The organism is Cryobacterium sp. W22_MBD10_FK3 (assembly GCF_052113745.1).
Lineage (GTDB): Bacteria > Actinomycetota > Actinomycetes > Actinomycetales > Microbacteriaceae > Cryobacterium.
The window spans coordinates 481040-501264 of sequence record NZ_JBGQOH010000001.1 but is presented as its reverse complement, the minus strand read 5'-3'; the positions used below and the strand labels follow the sequence as shown (position 1 = coordinate 501264).

20 protein-coding genes are annotated in these 20225 nt (G+C 68.5%); 17 read left to right on the top strand and 3 right to left on the bottom strand.

What is annotated here, in order from left to right; translation table 11 throughout:
* Nucleotides 1–43: 43 nt before the first annotated feature.
* The 6 genes from ACEN2M_RS02350 to ACEN2M_RS02325 all read left to right on the top strand — a co-directional run bounded on the left by ACEN2M_RS02350 (nt 44) and on the right by ACEN2M_RS02325 (nt 6249).
* A complete protein-coding gene (locus tag ACEN2M_RS02350) occupies nt 44–568 on the top strand; it encodes a DUF1269 domain-containing protein (protein WP_441646498.1) in 525 nt (174 codons plus the stop codon).
* Between the two features lie 117 nt (nt 569–685).
* Nucleotides 686–1042 carry a YraN family protein gene (locus ACEN2M_RS02345; protein WP_441646497.1) on the top strand — a complete coding sequence of 119 codons (357 nt, stop codon included), beginning with the start codon at nt 686–688 and terminating at the stop codon, nt 1040–1042.
* Nucleotides 1042–2577, top strand: a complete 1536-nt coding sequence (locus ACEN2M_RS02340) for a YifB family Mg chelatase-like AAA ATPase (RefSeq protein WP_441646496.1) — start codon at nt 1042–1044, stop codon at nt 2575–2577. Before ACEN2M_RS02345 ends, ACEN2M_RS02340 begins: the two co-directional genes overlap by 1 nt.
* A complete protein-coding gene (locus tag ACEN2M_RS02335) occupies nt 2574–3908 on the top strand; it encodes a DNA-processing protein DprA (RefSeq protein WP_441646495.1) in 1335 nt (444 codons plus the stop codon). Before ACEN2M_RS02340 ends, ACEN2M_RS02335 begins: the two co-directional genes overlap by 4 nt.
* A 184-nt stretch (nt 3909–4092) precedes the next feature.
* A complete protein-coding gene (locus ACEN2M_RS02330; RefSeq protein WP_441646494.1) occupies nt 4093–5202 on the top strand; it encodes a phosphodiesterase in 1110 nt (369 codons plus the stop codon).
* A 111-nt stretch (nt 5203–5313) separates the two neighbouring features.
* A complete protein-coding gene (locus ACEN2M_RS02325; RefSeq protein ID WP_441646493.1) occupies nt 5314–6249 on the top strand; it encodes a tyrosine recombinase XerC in 936 nt (311 codons plus the stop codon).
* A 118-nt stretch (nt 6250–6367) separates the two neighbouring features.
* On the opposite strand, the gene ACEN2M_RS02320 is transcribed toward ACEN2M_RS02325, so the two are convergent.
* Nucleotides 6368–6835 carry a M23 family metallopeptidase gene (locus ACEN2M_RS02320; RefSeq protein WP_441646492.1) on the bottom strand — a complete coding sequence of 156 codons (468 nt, stop codon included), beginning with the start codon at nt 6833–6835 and terminating at the stop codon, nt 6368–6370.
* Between the two features lie 666 nt (nt 6836–7501).
* Here ACEN2M_RS02320 and rpsB point away from each other — a divergent pair.
* The 9 genes from rpsB (at nt 7502) to ACEN2M_RS02275 (ending at nt 14279) form a co-directional block, all read left to right on the top strand.
* Nucleotides 7502–8434, top strand: coding sequence for a 30S ribosomal protein S2 (gene rpsB, locus ACEN2M_RS02315; RefSeq protein WP_441646491.1), 933 nt, complete (start codon nt 7502–7504; stop codon nt 8432–8434).
* A gap of 11 nt (nt 8435–8445) precedes the next feature.
* Nucleotides 8446–9273, top strand: a complete 828-nt coding sequence (gene tsf / locus ACEN2M_RS02310) for a translation elongation factor Ts (RefSeq protein ID WP_441646490.1) — start codon at nt 8446–8448, stop codon at nt 9271–9273.
* 175 nt (nt 9274–9448) lie between these two features.
* A complete protein-coding gene (pyrH, locus tag ACEN2M_RS02305) occupies nt 9449–10165 on the top strand; it encodes a UMP kinase (RefSeq protein WP_088456458.1) in 717 nt (238 codons plus the stop codon).
* 31 nt (nt 10166–10196) lie between these two features.
* The gene (gene frr / locus ACEN2M_RS02300; RefSeq protein WP_441646489.1) at nt 10197–10751 is read left to right on the top strand and encodes a ribosome recycling factor; all 555 of its coding nucleotides are present in this window, start codon (nt 10197–10199) and stop codon (nt 10749–10751) included.
* 13 nt (nt 10752–10764) lie between these two features.
* Complete coding sequence (locus ACEN2M_RS02295) at nt 10765–11745, top strand: phosphatidate cytidylyltransferase (RefSeq protein WP_441646488.1); 981 nt, start codon at nt 10765–10767, stop codon at nt 11743–11745.
* A gap of 46 nt (nt 11746–11791) precedes the next feature.
* Nucleotides 11792–12340 (top strand): DivIVA domain-containing protein, encoded by a 549-nt coding sequence (locus ACEN2M_RS02290; RefSeq protein ID WP_441646487.1) that lies wholly within the window; start codon nt 11792–11794, stop codon nt 12338–12340.
* Nucleotides 12341–12444: 104 nt separating this feature from the next.
* Nucleotides 12445–13152 (top strand): lytic transglycosylase domain-containing protein, encoded by a 708-nt coding sequence (locus tag ACEN2M_RS02285; RefSeq protein ID WP_441646486.1) that lies wholly within the window; start codon nt 12445–12447, stop codon nt 13150–13152.
* Between the two features lie 54 nt (nt 13153–13206).
* Nucleotides 13207–13506, top strand: coding sequence for a hypothetical protein (locus tag ACEN2M_RS02280; protein ID WP_441646485.1), 300 nt, complete (start codon nt 13207–13209; stop codon nt 13504–13506).
* A 44-nt stretch (nt 13507–13550) separates the two neighbouring features.
* Nucleotides 13551–14279 (top strand): alpha/beta hydrolase, encoded by a 729-nt coding sequence (locus tag ACEN2M_RS02275; protein ID WP_441646484.1) that lies wholly within the window; start codon nt 13551–13553, stop codon nt 14277–14279.
* Between the two features lie 74 nt (nt 14280–14353).
* On the opposite strand, the gene ACEN2M_RS02270 is transcribed toward ACEN2M_RS02275, so the two are convergent.
* Together ACEN2M_RS02270 and ACEN2M_RS02265 are read right to left on the bottom strand one after the other, a co-directional pair.
* The gene (locus ACEN2M_RS02270; protein WP_441646483.1) at nt 14354–15403 is read right to left on the bottom strand and encodes an AI-2E family transporter; all 1050 of its coding nucleotides are present in this window, start codon (nt 15401–15403) and stop codon (nt 14354–14356) included.
* Between the two features lie 36 nt (nt 15404–15439).
* Nucleotides 15440–17053, bottom strand: coding sequence for a hypothetical protein (locus ACEN2M_RS02265; RefSeq protein ID WP_441646482.1), 1614 nt, complete (start codon nt 17051–17053; stop codon nt 15440–15442).
* Nucleotides 17054–17321: 268 nt separating this feature from the next.
* Here ACEN2M_RS02265 and ACEN2M_RS02260 point away from each other — a divergent pair, with 268 nt between their 5' ends.
* Complete coding sequence (locus tag ACEN2M_RS02260) at nt 17322–19130, top strand: hypothetical protein (protein WP_441646481.1); 1809 nt, start codon at nt 17322–17324, stop codon at nt 19128–19130.
* The gene (locus ACEN2M_RS02255) at nt 19127–20092 is read left to right on the top strand and encodes a tetratricopeptide repeat protein (protein ID WP_441646480.1); all 966 of its coding nucleotides are present in this window, start codon (nt 19127–19129) and stop codon (nt 20090–20092) included. The genes ACEN2M_RS02260 and ACEN2M_RS02255 overlap by 4 nt, the downstream gene beginning before the upstream one ends.
* Nucleotides 20093–20225: the final 133 nt, after the last annotated feature.

The window sequence follows — 20225 nt, the reverse complement described above, 5'->3', positions numbered from 1 at the left end:
GACAGCGCTTCATCCCCGTACGCCCAGAATCTAAGGAGCTTCCATGTCCGACGAATCCGTCTTCCTCTATCTCGGCGTGTACCCCAACACGGCCACAGCCGAGTCCGACCTCGAGGTTGTGCGTGAGCTGCATTCCAGCAAGGTGATCGGAACGTACGACGCCGCCGTTGCCATCAAGGAGGCCGACGGCTCGGTGCAGGTGCACCGCAAGACCAGCAAGCACGTCGGCTGGACCGGTGTGGCCGCCGGCGCCGTCGTCGGTTTGCTCTTCCCGCCGGCCATCATCGGCAGCGCCATCGTCGGGGGTGCGGCCGGCAGCGTCGTCGGCCACTTCTGGCGGAGCCTGGACCGAGGTGACATCAAGGAACTCGGCGAGATGCTCGATTCCGGTGAGGCCGCGCTCATCGTGGTGGGCAAGGACCGCCTGGACGAAGAGTTCAACAAGGCCGGCCTCGTCGCGCAGAAGCACATCCAGAAGGAGCTCAAGGTCGACGCCAAGGAGCTCGACAAGGAACTCAGCCAAGCGTCGAAGGAGATGCAGGCGACGGAGCGCACCGACACGGTGTAGCCGATACCCGCGAGGGCCCGCTCCTCCACAGGGAGCGGGCCCTCGTATGTCTGCACAGGCTCGTGCACCGCCGGCCCTACCGAAGCGGGTCCCCGCACGCTGGTCGCGGAGGTGCTCGTGGCACGCAAAGACGAATTGGGCCGGCTCGGTGAAGATTGCGCAGCGGCGTTCCTGGCGGGGGCCGGTTACGTCGTGGTGGCACGCAACTGGCGTTGCGCGCAGGGCGAGATCGACCTGATCGTGGCAAAGGACGGCGACATCGTGTTCGTCGAGGTGAAGACCCGCTCCGGAACCGGCTATGGGCATCCGTTCGAAGCCATCACGGTGGCCAAGCTGGCCCGGCTACGCCGGCTGGCCGGCGCCTGGTGCGCACAATTCGAGCCGCGGGCCAAGAACATCCGGATCGACGCCGTCGCCGTGATCGCACGCCCCGGCCGTGTGCCCGTGGTGGAGCACCTCGAAGGCGTGTTCTGATGAGCCTGGCCCGCACCCACTCCGTGGCCCTGATCGGCCTGGCTGGATCGCTCGTTGAGGTGGAAGCCGACATCTCGAGCCAGCTGCCGGGGATGCGGCTGATCGGGCTGCCGGATGCGGCCCTGGCCGAGGCCGCCGAACGGGTGCGCGCCGCGGCCAAGAACTCGGGTTGCGCGTTGAACGGGCACAGGCTCACCGTGAACCTTTCGCCCGCGGCCCTCCGCAAGCACGGTTCGGGCTTCGACCTCGCCATCGCCCTGGCCTGCCTGGCCGCGGACAACGTCGTGCCCGCCGCGTCGGTGGGCGCCGTCGTGCACATCGGCGAGCTGGCCCTGGACGGGCGACTGCGCCCCACACCCGGCATGCTGCCCGCGGTGATCGCCGCAGTACGGTTGGGGCACCGCACGGTGATGGTGCCGGCCGGCAACGCCGAGGAGGCTGCCCTGGTGCCGGGGATCCGCGTGGTGGGGGTGGCGTCGCTGCGCGAGGCGCTGATCTGGCACGGCGCCAGGCTGGAGCACCAGGAGGTGGAGGTGCTCTGCGCCCCGGTGGAGGACGACCCGGTCGACGACAACCTCGACCTGCTCGACGTGGTCGGCAACGACGAGGCCATCCTCGCCCTGCAGGTGGCCGCGGCCGGCGGACACCATCTCTTCATGCTCGGCCCGCCCGGTGCGGGCAAGACCATGCTCGCGGCCAGGTTGCCCGGACTGCTGCCCGACCTGAGCCCCGCCGAATCGCTGGAAGTGAGCTCACTGCGGTCGCTGAGTGGCCGCGCGGTGGTGCGCTCCCTGGTCACCAGACCACCGTTGGAGGCGCCGCACCACACCATCACTGCAGCGGCGATGGTCGGTGGTGGCAGCGGACAGATCCGGCCAGGGGCAGCGGCGCGGGCGTCCCACGGGGTGCTCTTCCTCGATGAGGCACCGGAGTTCGCCGGCGCCGTGCTGGACGCCCTGCGGCAGCCCCTGGAATCGGGTCGGATCAGCATCCACCGGGCGAACGCCGTCGCGCATTTCCCCGCCAGGTTCCAGTTGGTGCTCGCCGCGAACCCGTGCCCGTGCGGTCAGTATGGCGCGGGGGATCAGGAGTGCACCTGCCCGCCGAACTCCCGACGCCGCTACCTGGCACGCATCTCCGGCCCGCTGCTGGACCGTATCGACATCCAACTCACCGTGAGCAGGGTGACCGCCGCGCAATTGCGCATCGCCGCCGACGGCGGGCGGCTGTCCAGCGCGGCGGCCAGAAACAACGTGGTGGGCGCGCGTCAGACCGCCGCGGAGCGTCTGGCCGGCACGCCGTGGACGCTGAACTCGCAGGTGTCCGGGCCCTGGCTGCGGAGCCCCGAGATGCGGCTGGGGGCACCGGTGACGGCCATGCTGGACCGCGCCCTGGAACGGGGAGGCATCACCATGCGCGGCTACGACAGGATCCTGCGGGTGGCCTGGTCCGTCGCGGACCTGACCGGCGTGGCCAGACCTGGACCAGACGAAGTGGGGCAGGCACTCTACCTGCGGAAAGGAATGGCGTCATGACACTGTTCGGACTCGACGAGGCGGTGGTGACCGAACTCACCGCCGGTGTGCGCTCGCCAGCCGCAGCACCGGGTGGGGTGCAGCCCGCGGATGCGGTGCCCCTCGACGCCCAGCTCACCGATACCCAGCACGATACGAGGGTGTCGGCGCCGGAGGAGGTTTTCGCCCGGGCGGCCTGGACCACCATCGCCGAACCCGGCGACGGGGTGGCCGGCGCCGTAGTGGGCCTGCTCGGAGCGGCAGCGGCCCTCCGCTCGGTGGTCGAGGCGTGGCCACCGGACCGGCTGGCCGGCACGCTTACGGACACCGTCAACGAGTATGCGGCGGGGGACCCTGCGGGGCTCCGCCCGGAGCTGGAGCAGGCGCTCTCCCGATGGCGGCCACGGTTGTCGTCCACCGAGGTGATCCGGTCGCTCCAGCAGGCCCGGCGCACCGGGACGGCCCTGCTCCTCCCGAGCGACCCGCTCTGGCCGGTCGGTGTCGGTGACCTGGAACGGCACGCCCCCCTCGCCCTGTGGTGGCGGGGCCGAACGGACGCCCTCGCGGCGCTTCGCCATTCGATCGCACTCGTCGGCGCGCGTGCTGCCACCGGGTACGGCGAACACGTGGCGCTGGAGGCCGCGGCCGGCCTCGTCGACAGGGGCCTGGCCGTCGTTTCCGGCGCAGCGTATGGCATCGATGGCATGGTTCATCGCTCGGCGCTGGCCAGCAACGGGACGACAGTCGCGTTCCTGGCCGGGGGAGTCGACAGGTTCTACCCCAGCGGGCATGACGCCCTGCTCACCCGCATCGTGGAGGCTGGCGCGGTGCTCTCGGAGCTGCCCTGTGGCGCGCCGCCCACTAAGTGGCGGTTTCTACAGCGGAACCGCCTGATCGCGGCGACCACCGGTGCCACCGTGGTGCTCGAAGCGGGCTGGCGCTCCGGCTCGCTCAACACCGCCGGGCACGCCGCGGCTTTGGGCCGTCCGTTGGGCGCGGTGCCCGGACCGGTGACCTCGCCCACCTCGGCCGGTTGCCACCGGCTGCTGCGGGACTACGACGCCATTTGTGTGACCACGGCCGCTGAAATGGCCGAATTGATGGGCGTCGGGGTCGACCTGGAACTCGACCTCACCGGCGTGGACGGCACGGATGGCAGGCAGGGGACTCGGGAACGCACGAGCGACCAGGTGCGGGTGTTCGACGCGCTCAGCGTGCGGGCGCCTCGGGTTCCAGCCGACATCGCCCGGCGGTCCGGACTGTCGACCACGGCGGTGCTCGGCGTTCTCGGCACCCTGGACCTTGAGGGGGCGGCGCGGGAACGTGCCACCGGCTGGGTGCGGGTCACCTGAGGCGCCGGCCCAACTGTGTCCCGTGCGGACAATTGGTGCCGGCACACCGGGCGCACTTGTCCGCAGCGGCACCAGTTGGGCACTCGGGCCTACTGGGTTCGGTCGGTGGGTGCGCTTAGGGTGATTCGTGACGGCGCAGTAGATCAGACGCGTCGCCAGCATCTGCGATCGTGAGGGGTCAAGCATGACGGGAACAACACCGACCGAGGCACCGGACGCAGCTCAGCCGGGGCCCAACGTGCAGAGCAGAGCCGCGCAGAGCAGAGCCGCGCAGAGCCTCACCGCGCAGAGCCTCACCGTGCAGAGCCCGACCGCGCAGAGCGCAGCCATGCAGAGCGCAGCCATGCAGAGCGCAACCGCGCCGGGCCCTAACGTGCAGATGGGCCAGTACCCGCCGGCCTCCCACCTCATCGCCCACCTCAGCGACACCCACTTCCTCGGCACGAGTGCAGACGGCTCCGGGCGGCTGCTGTACGACGCGGTGGACACCGACAGCACCGTGCATCGCGCGATGGCGCAGCTGGAGGCCTCCGGTCTGGCCATCGACGCCCTGCTCTTCACCGGTGACATCGCCGACCGCGGCGAGCCCGATGCCTACCGCCGGGTGCGCGACATCGTCGAGGCGTCCGCAGAACGGATGGGCGCCGCGCTGGTCTGGGTGATGGGCAACCACGACGAGCGCACGGCGTTCCGCACCGAACTGTTGCGCAGTGCCGGCCACGACGCACCCGTCGACGGGGTTGTCGACGTGAACGGACTGCGGGTGATCTCCCTGGACACCAGCGTGCCCGGCTATCACCACGGTGAGGTGACGGCCGACCAGCTTGGCTGGCTGCGCGACGTACTGAGCCGGCCGGCCGAGCACGGGTCGGTACTGGCCCTGCATCACCCACCGCTGCCCACGGCCCTGCCGTTGATGACGATTCTGGAGCTGCAGGAGCAGGCGGCGCTCGCCGAGGTGCTCGCGGGCAGCGACGTGCGCGCAATCCTGGGCGGCCACCTGCATTACGCCACGACGGGACTGTTCGCCGGGATTCCAGTGTCGGTCGCGGCGGCCACCTGCTACACGATCGACGCGGCGGCGCCACCGCGTCAGCTGACCGGGCTGGGCGGCGGCCAGTCGATCAACCTCGTGCATGTCTACGCCGACCAGGTGGTGCACTCGAACGTTCCCCTGGGCACCTTCGACATCGTCACCCGGTTCGACCCGGCCTACGTCGACCGGATGGAGGCGCTCAGCCCCGCGGACCGGCTGAAGGCGTTTTCCCGGCACGCCCCGCAACCGGCCCGATAGCGGCGCCGGGGAGACACCACGCCGCAGGAGACCTCCGGAGATGCGCGGGCGAATGGGGCAGTTTCCCGAGTCGCTGCCGCTATCCCATCCGGGTCGGGGGATGCTGGAGGCATGCACCTCGACCCGGCGATAGACGGCTTCGCCCGCTATCTCGCGACCGAACGCGGCTTTTCGGTGAACACGGTGCGCGCGTACTGCGCGGACCTGTGCGGGTTGGCGACCTTTGCCGAGGAGCGGGCTGTCGGCACCGTCGACGGCTTGACCCTGGAGCTGCTGCGCGACTGGCTGTGGGAGGGCACCCAGGCGGGCCTGGCGCGGGCGACCATCGCCAGGCGCTCCGCGTCGGCGCGGGGGTTCACTGCGTGGCTCACCCGGGACGGCGTGCTGCCCAGCGATCCCGCCGTGCGGCTGCGCTCCCCGAAACCCGGGCGAACTCTGCCGAGGGTGATCAACCGCACCCAGATGCAGGATCTGTTGGACAAGCTCGAGGTCGCCGCGAGCACCGGTGATCCCGGCGCAGTGCGCAACCTGGCCATCATCGAGCTGCTGTACGCCTCCGCGCTGCGGGTTTCGGAGCTCGTGGGGCTCGACGTGGGGGACGTCGACCTGTCGCGTTTGACCGTGCGGGTCACCGGCAAGGGAGACAATGAACGTGTCGTGCCGTTCGGGGTGCCGGCGCAGACCGCCATCGTGCGGTACCTGCAGGCTGCTCGTCCGGCGCTGGCCGCTGCGGACCCTGGCGCGACCCGGTCAGGAACGAAGCCGTCCGGTTCGGCCCTGTTCCTGGGCAGCCACCGGCAACGCCTCGGGGTGCGCGCCGTGTACCGCCTGGTCGCAGCCCTGCTCGAGTCGATGCCAGGCACCGGTCCGGCCGGTCCGCACGCCCTGCGCCATACCGCGGCCACGCACCTGCTCGACGGTGGCGCCGATCTGCGCGCGGTGCAGGAAATGCTCGGCCACGCCAGCCTCGGCACGACGCAGATCTACACCCACGTCTCTGCGGAGCGGCTGCAGCAGAGTTACCGACTCGCGCACCCCCGCGCCTGACCCGGTCGTCCGCGCTGCCCTACCCCGCAACGCGGACCTACCCCGCACCGCTGACCCGAAGCCTCGAGGACCTCAGCGCGCAGCCTGGCCGGGTCTGACCGCGCAGCCTGGCCGGATCTCACCGCCCCGGCCGCGGCACCGGTCCGGTCGGGGGCAGTGGCAGCAGCACGGCGCGCGCCAGGCCGCCGAGAAAAAGCGTCGGAGAGACGTACTGGCCGTGGCGGCGCACACCGAAGTGCACACATCGACCCGTGCAGTGCGCACCCGCCGCCACGATCCCGATCACCTGTCCGGCCCGCACCCGCTCGCCCTCGCTCACCGTTGCGGTGACAGGCTCGAAACTGGAGACCAGGTCGTTGCCGTGTTGGATCGACAGCACCGGTCTGTCTACCACGGTGCCGACGAAGGTCACCACGCCGTCGGCGGGGGAGCGCACCGGGTGGCCCTCCGCGGCCACGAGATCGATGCCGCGGTGTCCGGCCCCGTACCGGCTGGCGGGCGCCTCGAACGGGCGCACCAGGTCCCGCGGTGGGCCGACCGGCCAACTCCAGGCGGACTGCACGGCCTCCTGTGCAGGCTCAGGCACATCCTCGGTCGCCGCCGAGGCTGCCGTGGCTCCCGAGGCCCCGGGGAGTGGGACCGCGGAGGCCCCCGACACCGCCGAGACTGCCGACAACGCCGAGACTGCCGACACCGCCGAGACTGCCGACACCGCGGGGACCATCGACTCCGCAGCGGACGCATGCGACGCCGGGATCAGCGCCGGGGACCCTGTGACGCTCGTGGACCCGGCGACAAGCACGGCCAGTGCGGCACACGTCGATAGGGCGGCGACCCGGAATCGACCGGGAGCGGTGCGACGTTGCGGCGTGCGCCGCGGTGAGCGGCCGGAATGCCGGTGTCGTGCGGGGTGAGATGAACGGGTCATGGCATCACCCTCGGCCGAATCGGCCGGGTGCGGTGCCGGCGAACCGAGGATGTGGAGAACCGCCGGCCGCACCGCCTGTGGGGGAGCGCCCCACCCCGGTGGTGCTGGTCAGCAGCAGGGGGCGGCCGGGTGCTAGAGTTCTCTGAGCAGCGCTTTGCGCGCTGACTACGCGTGCCCATTCGGCCAACACACCCACTCGGTCCCGACTTCGCAAGAAGACGGGCGGGATGTGCGCCGGGCACCAGGAGTAGTGATCATCCGATCACGACACAAACCGATGGGCGTTTTCTGCTGTGCAGAAACGTCGGATAAGGAGTACGGCTCATGGCCGTCGTAACCATTCGCCAGCTGCTCGACAGCGGCGTGCACTTCGGGCACCAGACCCGCCGTTGGAACCCGAAGATGAAGCGCTTCATCTTCACCGAGCGTTCCGGCATCTACATCATCGACCTGCAGCAGTCGCTCGGGTTCGTTGACAAGGCCTATGACTTCGTCAAGGAGACCGTCGCCCACGGCGGCACCATCCTTTTCGTCGGCACCAAGAAGCAGGCGCAGGAATCGATTTCGGAGCAGGCGACGCGTGTCGGCCAGCCCTACGTCAACCAGCGCTGGCTCGGTGGCCTCCTCACCAACTTCCAGACCGTCTCCAAGCGTCTGGCCCGCATGAAAGAGCTCGAAGAGCTCGACTTCGAAGACACCGCCAAGAGCGGTTTCACGAAGAAGGAAATGCTCATCAAGAAGCGCGAGCTCGTCAAGCTGCACAAGAGCCTCGGCGGAATCCGCAACCTGACCAAGACGCCGTCCGCGCTCTGGGTTGTCGACACCAACAAGGAGCACCTCGCCATCGACGAGGCGCGCAAGCTCGGCATCCCCGTCATCGCGATCCTCGACACCAACTGCGACCCCGACGACGTTCAGTACCCGATCCCGGGCAACGACGACGCCATCCGCTCCGTTGGCCTGCTCACCCGTATCATCGCGGACGCCGCAGCCGAGGGCCTCATCCAGCGTCACCAGAAGCCGGAAGAGGGCGCCGAAGTCGAGCCCCTCGCCGCGTGGGAAGCCGAGCTGCTCGCCGCTCCGGCCGAGACCACGCCCGAGCAGTCCTCCGCTGACACCGAGAAGGTCGCCGACGCCACCGTCGACGCCGAGCCGGTTGCAGACGAGGCGCCCGCCGCCGAAGCAGCAGAGCCCGCAGCGGCCGAAGCCGCAACCGAAGAGGTTGCAGCCGACGCTCCCGTAGCCGACACCAAGTAAGGACAACAGGTATGGCAAACTTCAACCTCGAATCCGTCAAGATCCTGCGCGAGCGCCTCGGCACCGGCATGGTCGACACCAAGAACGCACTCGTCGAAGCCGATGGCGACATCGAGCGCGCGGTTGAGATCCTGCGTCTCAAGGGTGCAAAGGGCAACGCCAAGCGCGCCGACCGTTCCACCTCTGAGGGCCTCGTGGCCGCCAAGGTGATCGGCAACACCGCTTACCTGCTCGAGCTCGCCTGCGAGACCGACTTCGTCGCCAAGGGCGAGAAGTTCGGCGCTCTCTCCGAGAAGGTTCTGGACGCGGTCTCCGCTGCCGGCGCCACCAACGTCGCCGAGGCGCTTGCCGCTCCGGCAGATGGCCAGACCGTCGGAGATCTCATCAACGGCGAAGCCGCGATCATCGGTGAGAAGTTCGAACTTCGCCGTGTCGCAGCCGTCACCGGTGACAACTTCGAGATCTACCTGCACAAGACCAGCAAGGACCTGCCCCCGCAGGTCGGTGTTGTCCTGGGCTACACCGGTGAGGATGCCGCGACCGCTCGCAGCATCGCTCAGCACATCTCGTTCGCGAACCCGGAGTACCTGGCTCGCGAAGACGTCCCCGCGGAAGCCGTCGAGGCCGAGCGTCGCATCGTCACCGAGATCAGCGAGAACGAAGGCAAGCCGGCCGCCGCGCTGCCGAAGATCGTTGAAGGACGCATCCACGCGTACTTCAAGCAGGTCGCCCTGCTCGAGCAGGACTACGCGAAGGACAACAAGTTGTCCGTCGCGAAGGTTCTCTCCGACGCCGGCCTGACCGTTACCGGCTTCGCCCGGTTCAAGGTCGGCGCGTAGTCAGCACCGCGGTAAGAGAACAGCAGTAACAGACAAGGAGGAGATCGGTTGCCCAGGCAATCCGGTCTCCTTCTTCTCTGCCCGGCAGGTTTCCGCCGGGCCCCGCATTACAGCCCACCGGTGCTCAACCGGTAGTTTTAGATTCATTGGTTCCAACGGAAGGACGCTCACGGGCATGTCAGACACGGGTACGAAGCGCAGGGTCCTCCTCAAACTGTCCGGCGAAGCGTTCGGGGCGGGAAGCCTCGGCGTCAACCCCGACGTCATCAGCAGCCTGGCCCGCGAGATCGCCGAAGCCGCCAAGAGCGTAGAGATCGCCATCGTCGTCGGCGGCGGCAACTTCTTCCGCGGCGCGGAGCTCTCCCAGCGCGGCATGGACCGCGGCCGGGCCGACTACATGGGCATGCTGGGCACCGTGATGAACGCCCTGGCCCTGCAGGACTTCCTGGAGCAGGCCGGCGCCGAAACCCGCGTGCAGTCCGCCATCGCCATGACCCAGGTCGCCGAGCCCTACATTCCGCGCCGCGCCGAACGGCACCTCGAGAAGGGCCGCGTCGTCATCTTCGGCGCCGGCGCCGGCCTGCCCTATTTCTCCACCGACACCGTGGCCGCCCAGCGCGCCCTCGAGATCGGTGCCGAGGTTGTCCTGGTCGCCAAGAACGGCGTCGACGGGGTCTACTCCGACGACCCGCGCACCAACCCCGACGCACACAAGATCCACAGCATCACCTACCAGGACGCGCTCCAGCGCGGCCTCAAGGTCGTCGACTCGACCGCGTTCAGCCTGTGCATGGACAACAGCATGCCCATGCGGGTGTTCGGGATGGCTCCGCACGGCAACGTGACCGCCGCCATCCTCGGCGCTGAACTGGGAACCCTCGTCTCCAACTAGGATTATTGAAGCCACCGAAGAAGGAGTCACCGTGATTACGGATGTCCTGACCGACACCACCCAGCGCATGGATAAGGCCGTCGAGGCCGCGAAGGAAGACTTCGCCACCGTGCGAACGGGCCGTGCGAACCCCCAGATGTTCCAGAAGATCCTGGTCGACTACTACGGCACGCCGACACCGCTCGGCCAGCTCGCCTCGCTGCAGAACCAGGAAGCCCGCACGCTCCTGATCACGCCGTACGACAAGAGCGCCCTGCGCGACATCGAGAACGCCATCCGGGACACCCCGAACCTCGGCGCCAACCTCGGCAACGACGGCATCGTCATCCGGGCCTCGCTGCCCGAGCTCACCAACGATCGCCGCAAGGAATACGTCAAGATCGTCAAGACCAAGGGCGAGGACTCCAAGGTGTCGGTGCGCAACCTGCGCCGCAAGGCCAAGGACGAACTCGACGCGCTGAAGAGCGAGGTCGGAGACGACGACGTGGCCCGCGCCGAGAAGGAACTCGAGCAGATCACCAAGACGCACATCGACGCGATCGACGACGCTCTCAAGCGCAAGGAAGCCGAACTCCTCGCCATCTAGGGGAGGCCAGCGCATGACGGATGATCCAGGGCCCACCCAGCCACCCCACCGGGGTCGCGGCGCCGGCCGAGCCGAGTTCCGGGCGCAGGTGCAGTCCACCAGGGCTGACATCGAGCGTCAGGTGCAGGCCACCAAGGCGCAGCTTGATGCGACGAACGAACGCATCGAGGCCCGCACCGGGCGCAACCTGATCCTGGCGACCCTGATCGGGTTGGTCTTGGGCGGTTCGATGCTCGTGAGCCTGATCTTCATCAAAGAGCTGTTCATGATCGTCGCCTTCGTAATCGTCGGCTTCACAGCCTTCGAACTCGCCGAAGCACTCCGCCGAGGCGGCCGCAAGGTGCCCAGGATCCCGGTGCTGCTGTCGGCGGTGGCCGTGGTGCCCGCGGCGTTCTACTGGGACGCGGGCGGACAGTGGCTCGCCACGCTGGGCGGCATCGTCTTCATCACGTTCTGGCGGGTTGCCATGCTCGCCTTCCCGCGGCACCGGGCCCCGGCCAGGGTCGTCCTCGGCGATATCGGCGGCGGCTTCCTGATCCAGGTGTACGTGGTCTTCCTCTCCAGCTTCGCCGTGCTGCTGGTCACCCAGGACGGCGGCCAGTGGTGGACGCTGGCGTTCCTTCTTCTGGTGATCTCCGCGGACACCGCCGCGTACGCTGCCGGCCTCTCGTTCGGCAAGCACCGGATGGTGCCGTCGATCAGCCCCAAGAAGACCTGGGAAGGTTTCGCCGGCGCCGCCATCGTCTGCATCCTCGTCGGTATCCTGCTCGCCGTTTTCATGCTGGGCGAACCGTGGTGGTTCGGCCCGATCTTCGGCGTCGTGATCCTGATCACGGCGACGTTCGGAGACCTCGCGGAGTCGCTGATCAAGCGTGACCTCGGCATCAAGGACATGAGCTCCTGGTTGCCCGGCCACGGCGGGTTCCTGGACCGCCTCGACTCGATCCTGCCGTCGGCCGCTGCGGCATACGCGCTCTACCTGATCTTTGCCTGACTTGGCCGCTTTCGACACTCGGCGTCCGGTGGGGCAGAATGAGCCTGTGAGCACTACGTTTCCGCGAACCAGCAAGAAGATGCTCGGCTACAACCTCAAGCAGGTCGAGGAGTTCCTCGATTCCACCCGGCAAGCCTACGACGCCGCCGAGGAGACCGACCCGCTCACGGCGGCCGATATCCGGCACACCGCCTTCGCGATGCAGAAGGGCGGCTACTCACCCACCCACGTGGATGCGGCGATGGAGCGTCTCGAGGATGCCTTCGCGGCCAGGGAACGCGAGCGCGCCACCAGCGACGCCGGACCGGAGGCGTGGCTGGACGAGGCACGGCAGACCGCCCAGGTGCTCATCAACCGACTCGGCCGACCTGACGGGCACCGATTCTCTCGCACCAGCTTCCTCAGCACCGGCTACAACAGGTCAGAGGTGGACCGCCTCGCGACCAAGCTGGTGTCCTACTTCCAGGATGGCCGCCAAGTCACTGTCGATGACGTGCGCACAGCGGTTTTCCGGCCGCAACGGGGCGGTTATCGCGAGGCCCAGGTCGACCTGGTTCTCGACAGTGTCGTCGACGTGATGCTCGCCGTTCGGTGACATCTGCGTGTCGTTACCTGGCTGTTACACACGAAGTGGGTTAGGGTCGAAACATCGTGGGTAGACATCTCAACATTTCCGCGCCTGATTCAGGCGTATCGCCGGTGAGCGCACCGGCCAACCGTCCGCTTCGTGCACCCTTCGGCGCAGTCGCCGTGCACGTCGCCGCCAAGCCGACCCAGCGGAGCATGCACCGCCCGCGGTCCCGCAGTCACGTGGCGCTGTCGCTCTTCGCGTTCACCGCCGCGGCCGCTTTCGTGCTCGTCACCGTCGTCGACCCCTACTCTGGTGCGACGGCGTCACCGTACTTCCAGGTGCCCGGCGCCGCCTCAGACCGGTATCAGGGCGAAGCCGCCCAGTCCCTGCTCGTGGCCAGCACCGTGGCCAACACCGTCGTGATCGACGGATTCTCCGTGACCGTACCCGAACCTGAGCCCGCTCCGGTTCCGGTCGAGGTGGCGTCATCCTCGTCGTCCGAATCCGCCAAAGCGGCGCCCGCCGCCGTGCCCGACCCTGGATCGGCGCAGGCCTACGCCTACGGCGCCGTTGCGTCCCGCGGCTGGGGCGAAGACCAGTACAGCTGCCTGGTGTCGCTCTGGAACAAGGAATCCGGCTGGCGCGTCAACGCCGCCAACCCCAGTGGCGCGTACGGTATCCCGCAGGCGCTGCCCGGCTCGAAGATGGCCACCGCCGGCTCCGACTGGGAGACCAACGCCGGCACCCAGATCGAGTGGGGCCTGGGCTACATCAGCGGCCGCTACGGCACCCCGTGCGGCGCCTGGGCCCATTCCGGCGACGTCGGCTGGTACTAGCCACCCCACCCACTGGCCCCGGTAGGCCGGTCGCCCCAGGGTTAGACTTGCACCATGCCGCGCAGCAACCGCCCGAAGGGCCGCAGATCCGGCACCGGAGAAGACGAGTCCGACGACCTGTCTCGGATGCTGGCAGGCTGGCGGCGCACCGAAGTGAAACGCGATGGGCTCTGGCATGTGCAGCCCATCAGTGCCGCCCAGGCGGCCAAGACCTACCTGTGCCCAGGCTGCCGGCTCGAGATCGCTCCCGGCGTCGGTCACATGGTGACCTGGCGCGGTGACGGCGTCACCGGTGATGCTGCCGACCTCGCCGCCCGGCGGCACTGGCATCTGCATTGCTGGAAGATCAAGTAGCCGAACCGTTGGCGCAGGCGCCCACCCCGATGAGGAGCACCACCATGGCCGCACCAGTCCAGATCCGCGGCGGGATCGACCTGCCCGCCACCCGCGAACACATCGAACTGCACACCGACGACGGGCTCACCCTGGTGGGCGAACTGGCCACGCCACTGAACCGGCCCGCCGTGGCGACCCTGGTCACCCTGCATCCGCTGCCCACCCACGGCGGTTTCATGGATTCGCACATTCTGCGGAAGGCGGCCGGCCGCCTGCCTGAGCTGGCCGACCTGGCCGTGCTGCGGTTCAACACCCGCGGCACGACGTCGCCCAGGGGCACCAGCGAGGGCAGCTTCGGGCACGGCGACGCGGAACGGGCCGACGTGGCCGCCGCGATGGCCTTCGTCGCCGAGCGCGGACTGCCCGAGCCCTGGTTGGTCGGCTGGTCGTTCGGCACCGAGCTCGCGATCAAGTACGGTCTGGACTACCCCATCCGCGGCGCGATCCTGCTCTCTCCGCCGCTCCACCGGGCCACGGATGCTGAACTGGCGGCGTGGGCGGGCAACGAACGTGAGCTCGTGGTTCTGGTGCCGGAGCACGACGACTACCTGCGTCCAGACGAGGCCCGCACCCGGTTCGCGAGCGTGCCGGAGGCCCGGTTGATCGCGGTGGACGGGGCGAAACACCTGTGGGTGGGGGAGAATCAGACCCGTCGCGTGCTCAACGAGATCGTCGGCGTTGTCAACCCGTCGGCCGGTCCGCTCCCTGAGGAATGGCTGGGCGAGCTCTAGCCAGCCGCTGGGCGCCCGGCCGCACGCCGGCGGTCCGATAGGCGTGCCGGTCGGGCTGGGCGGCTCCTGACCGCCTAGAGCTCGTTCTGGCGGGGGATCACGACCTGCTTGATGATCATGATGACCGACGCCGCGACCGGGATCGCGATGAGGGCGCCGAGGATACCGAGCAGTGACCCGCCGGCCAGGGCGGCCACGACGACGACCGCACCAGGAACGGCAACGGCGCGGTTCATGATGTTCGGGCTGAGCACGTACGCCTCCACCTGCATGTAGATCAGGTAGTAGATGCCGGCGACGAGCACGGTGAGCCAGGAACTCCCGATGCCGGGAATCGTGCAGGTGGCGACGATGATGACCGACCCCGTGATGGTTCCCACCAGCGGGATCAGCGAGAACAGGAACGCGATCAGCGCCAGCAGGGCCGGGAACGGGGCGCCGATGATCGACAGGAAGATGAAGCTGAGAATGCCGTTGCAGGCGGCGAGGGCGCCCTGGCCCACGATGAAGCGGCCGACGGCCGTGGTGATCTGCTCGCTCAGGTCCGCGAAGCGTTCCCGCTTGGACGCCGGAACCAGCTGGTAGGTGGCCCGCTTCATGGTGTTCAGCGACGCCGTGAAGTACAGGGTGAGAATCAGGATGATCAGTCCGCCGAACAGCCCGGAGACCAGGGCGAATCCGGAGGCGACGATGGTGCCGGTGATCTCGGTGAGGTTGCCGCCGAGATAGTCGGTCACCGACTTCACAATGGCCTGCACGTCCAGGGCGGGGAATTGCTTCTGCACGTCGACGAGGAACGTCGCCGTGTTCACCGACCTCACCAGGGCGGGGATGCGGTCGGACAGGTTGGCGACCTGGTCGGCGACGATGGGCACGATCGCGAACACCACACCGGTGAGCACTCCCAGCACAGTGACGAGCACTGTGAGGATGGCGGCCCAGCGCGGGAACTTCTTCTTCTCCAGCCAGGACACGGCGGGGTCGAGGCCGAGGGCCAGGAAGAGGGCGGCACCGACGTAGGTGATGATGGTCGACAGCGAGATGACCGAGTTGATGATCAACAGGCCCAGACCCACGCCGAGGGTGCCGACCAGGCCCAGACGGAAGGCGTTTTGAATTTTCACTGGGTCTCCACTTGCTTGTCCGGGCCGCTGAACTGACTACTCCTGGTCGGCGTTCACTTTCTCCGCCTGGGTCAGGACGCTGCGCAGGCTCTCGAAGTAACCGGCGACTGAGTCGCGCTCAATCCTAATCTGCGCCAGTCGGTCTTCGGCGTCGGTGACGAGTTCGCGGGTGCGTGTCTCCGCGTCCGCGACGAGGGCGGCTGCGCGGTCCTCGGCGTCACGGACGATGCGCTCGGCGTCGTCGTCGGCCTTGGCCTTGGCGGCCTTCGCTTCGGCGCGGGCGCCGGCATCCAGCTTCTCGTTCACCGCACGCAGCTCCACGGTGCGGGCATTCGTGTCGGCGAGTTGGGCCGAGGAGTCGTCGAGGTAACGCTGGGTTTGGGCGACGGCGGCCTGATGCCGGGCCAGGTGGTCCTGCTCGGCCTCGTCCCTGCGGGCCTTGAGCTCCACCTCGAGGTCGGCCCGGATCTGGTCGATCTCGCGGCGCAACTTGGCCGCCTCGTGCTCGCCCCGCTTGCGCGTGGCGGTGAGGTGGTTGTCCAGGTCGATTCTGGCCTGCTCGCTGTCCGCGTCGAAGTCAGCCTTGGTCTGCTCGAGCTCCCGTGCGAGGTCGGCCCTGGCCTGCTCGACCTCGGCGGCGAGGTCGGCGTGCGCCTTGTCGAGGTCACGGGTCACAATCGCGCGGTCCCGGTCCAGTTCGCGATCCAGGTCGGTGTGCGCCTGCTCACCCTCGATGGCGAGGTCCGCGCGGCCCTGGTCGATCTCCCGCGCCAGGTCGGTGCGGCCCTGCTCGATCTCCACGGACAGGTCGGAGCGGGCCTGCTCGGTCTCGTGGGCCAGGTCGATGCGGGCCTGCTCGGTTTCGCGAGCGAGGTCGATGCGGTCCTGCTCGGTCTCGCTCGCGAGGTCGATGCGGGCCTGCTCGGTCTCGCGGGCCAGGTCGGCGCGCTGCTGGTCCAGCTCGTGAGCCACCTCGGCGCGCGTCAACTCGGTTTCGCGGGTCAGTCCCGCGGCGATCTCCCGCGCCTCGGTGGCTTCGCGCTGGGCGACGACCCGCACCTCGGCGGCCTCCCGTTCGGCCTCCGAACGGATGGCGGCAACCTCACGCTTGACCGTGGCCCGGAGCTCTGCGGCCTCCGTGGCCACGGCGCCGCGGATGGCGGCGGCCTCGTGCAGGGCATCCTGGGTGAGCTGTTCATGGGTCTGCGCGGCCCGGCCGAGCAGGTCGTCGGCCTCGGTTTGGGCGTCGGTGAGAAGACGGCCGGCCTTGACCGTGGCGTCGGACACCGTGCGCTCCGCGTGTTCGGAGGCCTGGCGTTTGAGCGCGTCGATCTCGGCGGACGCCGAGGCACGCAGCTTCTCGGCGTCGATGTCGGCCTGGGCGATCACCCGGGTGGACTGCTCTTCGGCAACGCGCAACGTGTTTTCGAGCTTGGTGCCCAGCCCCGAGAAGGTGGGGCTGCCGACCTCTTCGATCTCGGCGTTGAGGTCGTCGATCCTGGCGCCGAGACGCTTGACTTCCTTGGCCGATTCAGTGCTCTGCGCGTTCGCCTGGATGAGATCACGGCGGAGGCCCTGGATGGCCTTGTCGACCTCGTCTTTGTCGTAGCCACGGAATACCTGGGTGAAGTCAGCCTCGTCGGTCGCCACGTTGTCTCCTCATAAATGGGGCTTGTCCCCGAGTCTTGGTCGACGGAGCAGCCCGTGCAATTTTAGTGCCCGAACGAGGCGCGCCCCAGCCCGCCTTCAGGGGAGGGCGGGCCGTCAGCGCGCCGATTCCCCCTCCTCGAGGGCTATTAGGCACCTCTCAGGAGCGTCCACTATCGTAGAACGTCCGTGTCTGTTGCTTCCCGGCCCCGACAAGCGGTGGCAGGCGTCTTGATTGCAGCCATCGGCAAGCAACACAGGAGGGTTTTACGTGCGTTTCGTCTTCGCCATTCTGGCATTCGTTCTCGCCGCGATGATGATCGCTTTCGGCATCGCGCAGCGAACGGTTTTTCTTGAGCCTGCTTCCACGAGCCTGAGCGCGACTGTCGAGGATGGAGCGGCGTACGCGGTCATCGACGGCAGTGCCTTGAGCGCTCTTCCCGGCAGCCAGACCATCACGGTCTCCGGCTCCGACAGCGTCTTCGTCGCTTACGGGCGCACCGCCGACATCCAGGCGTGGATCGGGGGCGACGAGTACTCAGCGGTGAGCTTCGACGCCGACAGCCGGGACCTCGCCGTGACCACGGCGGCGGGAACCGACGTTGTTCCGGCGGAGGAAACCGATGCGGCACCGTTGCCCACCGACCCCGCCGGCAGCGACCTGTGGCTCGAGGAGTTCTCGGGCGAAGGATCGGTGACGACAACGATCAGCGCGCCTGAGGGAATCTCCGTGCTGGTGGCCTCAGACGGCACCGCCCCTGCGCCCACCGACATCACCATCGCCTGGCCGACGAACAACGCGACCCCGTGGGCCGGCCCGCTGATCGTCGGCGGAGCGCTCATGGCGCTGATCGGCTTCGTGGTCTACCTGTTGGGCCTGTTGCACTTCCGTCGGTCCCGTCGCCCGCGGCGCAATGTGCCGCGCGGGCCGCGCATGCCCAGGCTCCCGCGGGTGCCGCGGCCCAAGACCATCAAGGCCAGCGAGATCACCGGTCCGCGCCGGACGATCGGCCGGTCCATGATCGCCGTCCCCCTGGTGCTGGTCTCGGGCCTGGTACTCAGCGGATGTTCACCCGAGTTCTGGCCCGCCGCGGCGCCGGAGGTCACGGGCACCGCCACGGTGACACCGTCACCCACTCCCGAAGACACCGAGGCGCCCGTGGCCGACGAAGTGCCGCAGCCCGCGGTCACCGTGCCGCAACTGGAACGCATCGTCGGCGACATCGTCACGCTGACGGCCGATGCCGACGCGAACATGGACGCCGACAGCCTCGCCACCCGGTTCACGGGCCCCGCGCTCGAGCAGCGCCTGGCCAACTACAAGGTGCGCACCGCCGACGCGTCCTTCGCGGCCACCGTGGCGCTGCCGGATTCCCCGCTGACGCTGACGCTCCCGCAACAGACCGATACCTGGCCGCGCGTGGTCATGACCGTGCTGCAATCGGCCGATGAGACGTCGGTGCCCACGATGGCGCTCATACTCAAGCAGGAATCTCCGCGGGAGAACTACCTGGTCGAGTACGCCATGCAGCTCGAGGCATCCGCCAAGGTGCCCAGCGTGGCCCCGGCCACCGTCGGAGCACCCCTGATCGCCCCGGACAACAAATTCATGTCGATGGCGCCCAACGCCGTCGGGCCGGCCTACGCCGACATTCTGCTCAACGGCGAGGCGAGCCCCTCGTTCCCGCTCTTCGAAGCCAAGGGCGACACCGCGCGCACCCAACTGGGTTTGGAGTACAAGGAACGCCAGCTGACGGAGCTTGAGGACACCGGCACGATGGCGTTCACCAACGCCGTCGGAAGTGGCGAGATCGTCGCCCTTGCCACGAACGACTCCGGCAGTATCGTGGCCGTGAGCGTCAACGAGATCACCACGGTGACCCCCGTCGTGTCCGGGGCCAACATCACCCCGAAGGAGGGCCCGAGCAAGGCGCTCTCCGGCATCGCGGAGACCACCAAGGGTATCGAGAGCACCTACGGCGAGCAGCTTCTGTTCCATGTTCCCGCCGCGAATTCAACCGACAAAATCGTTCTCCTTGGCTTTAGCCAGGGACTGATCAAATCCGTGGAGCTTCCATGACCGTTGTCCCCCCAGCCGGCTCCAACCTACGCGGCGCCGTCGACCTGTCGTCGCTGGTGAACCGGCCCCCGGCGGCCGCGCCCGGCGTGAGCACCGGGTCCGCGCCAGGTGGCGCTGTGGCCGGTGTGGTTCCGGTGCCCAATCTGGTGCTGGAAGGTACCGACACCAACTTCGCCGAGTTGCTGGAACTGTCCAAGATCGTGCCTGTCATCGTGGACCTCTGGGCCACCTGGAGCGAACCGGCCACGCAACTCACCCCGGTGATCGAGAACCTGATCCGGGAGTACAACGGCCGCTTCGTGCTCGCCACCGTTGACATCGACACCAACCCGCAGCTCGCCCAGGCCTTCCAGGCCACGTCGGTGCCCACCCTCGCCGCGGTGATCAACGCTCAGCCTGTGCAGCTCTTCGACGGCGTGCTTCCCGTCGTGCAGATCCGAGAGGTGCTCGAGCGGGTTCTGGAACTGGCTGCCCAGCACGGCGTGACCGGGGTGGCCGAGGCCGCCGAGAGCCCGAACGATTCGCCGGCCGAGCCGGTGGAACCCGAACTTCCGCCGCACCACCGCGAAGCCTATGACGCCATCGAACGCGGGGACTATGCCGCCGCCATCGACATCTACAAGCTCGCCCTGGCGCGTGACCCCCGTGACGCCATGGCGGCGGCAGGCCTGGCCCAGGTGAGCCTGCTCGGCCGCCTGCAGGGCAAGACCATCGCCGAGGTGCGTTCGGCGGCCGCCGACGACCCGGCGAACCTCGACGCGCAGCTCCTGGTCGCCGACCTGGACCTGTCCGGAGGACACATCGAGGACGCCTTCGACAGACTGCTCGGCCTGTTCCCCGGCCAGGATGCCGCGGGCAAGAACCTGGTGCGGCAGCGCCTGCTCGAGCTGTTCGAGGTCGTCGGCACCGACGACCCGCGTGTTCCGCCCGCCCGCAAGCGCCTGACGGCACTGCTGTACTGACGGCACTGCTGTACTGACGGCACTGCTGTACTGACGGCACTGCTGTACTGACGGCACTGCTGTACCGAGCAGCTCGCAAGCGAAAGCGCCCGTGTGGCTGCCTCAGGCGACTGAGGCGACCCGGGCGCTTTCG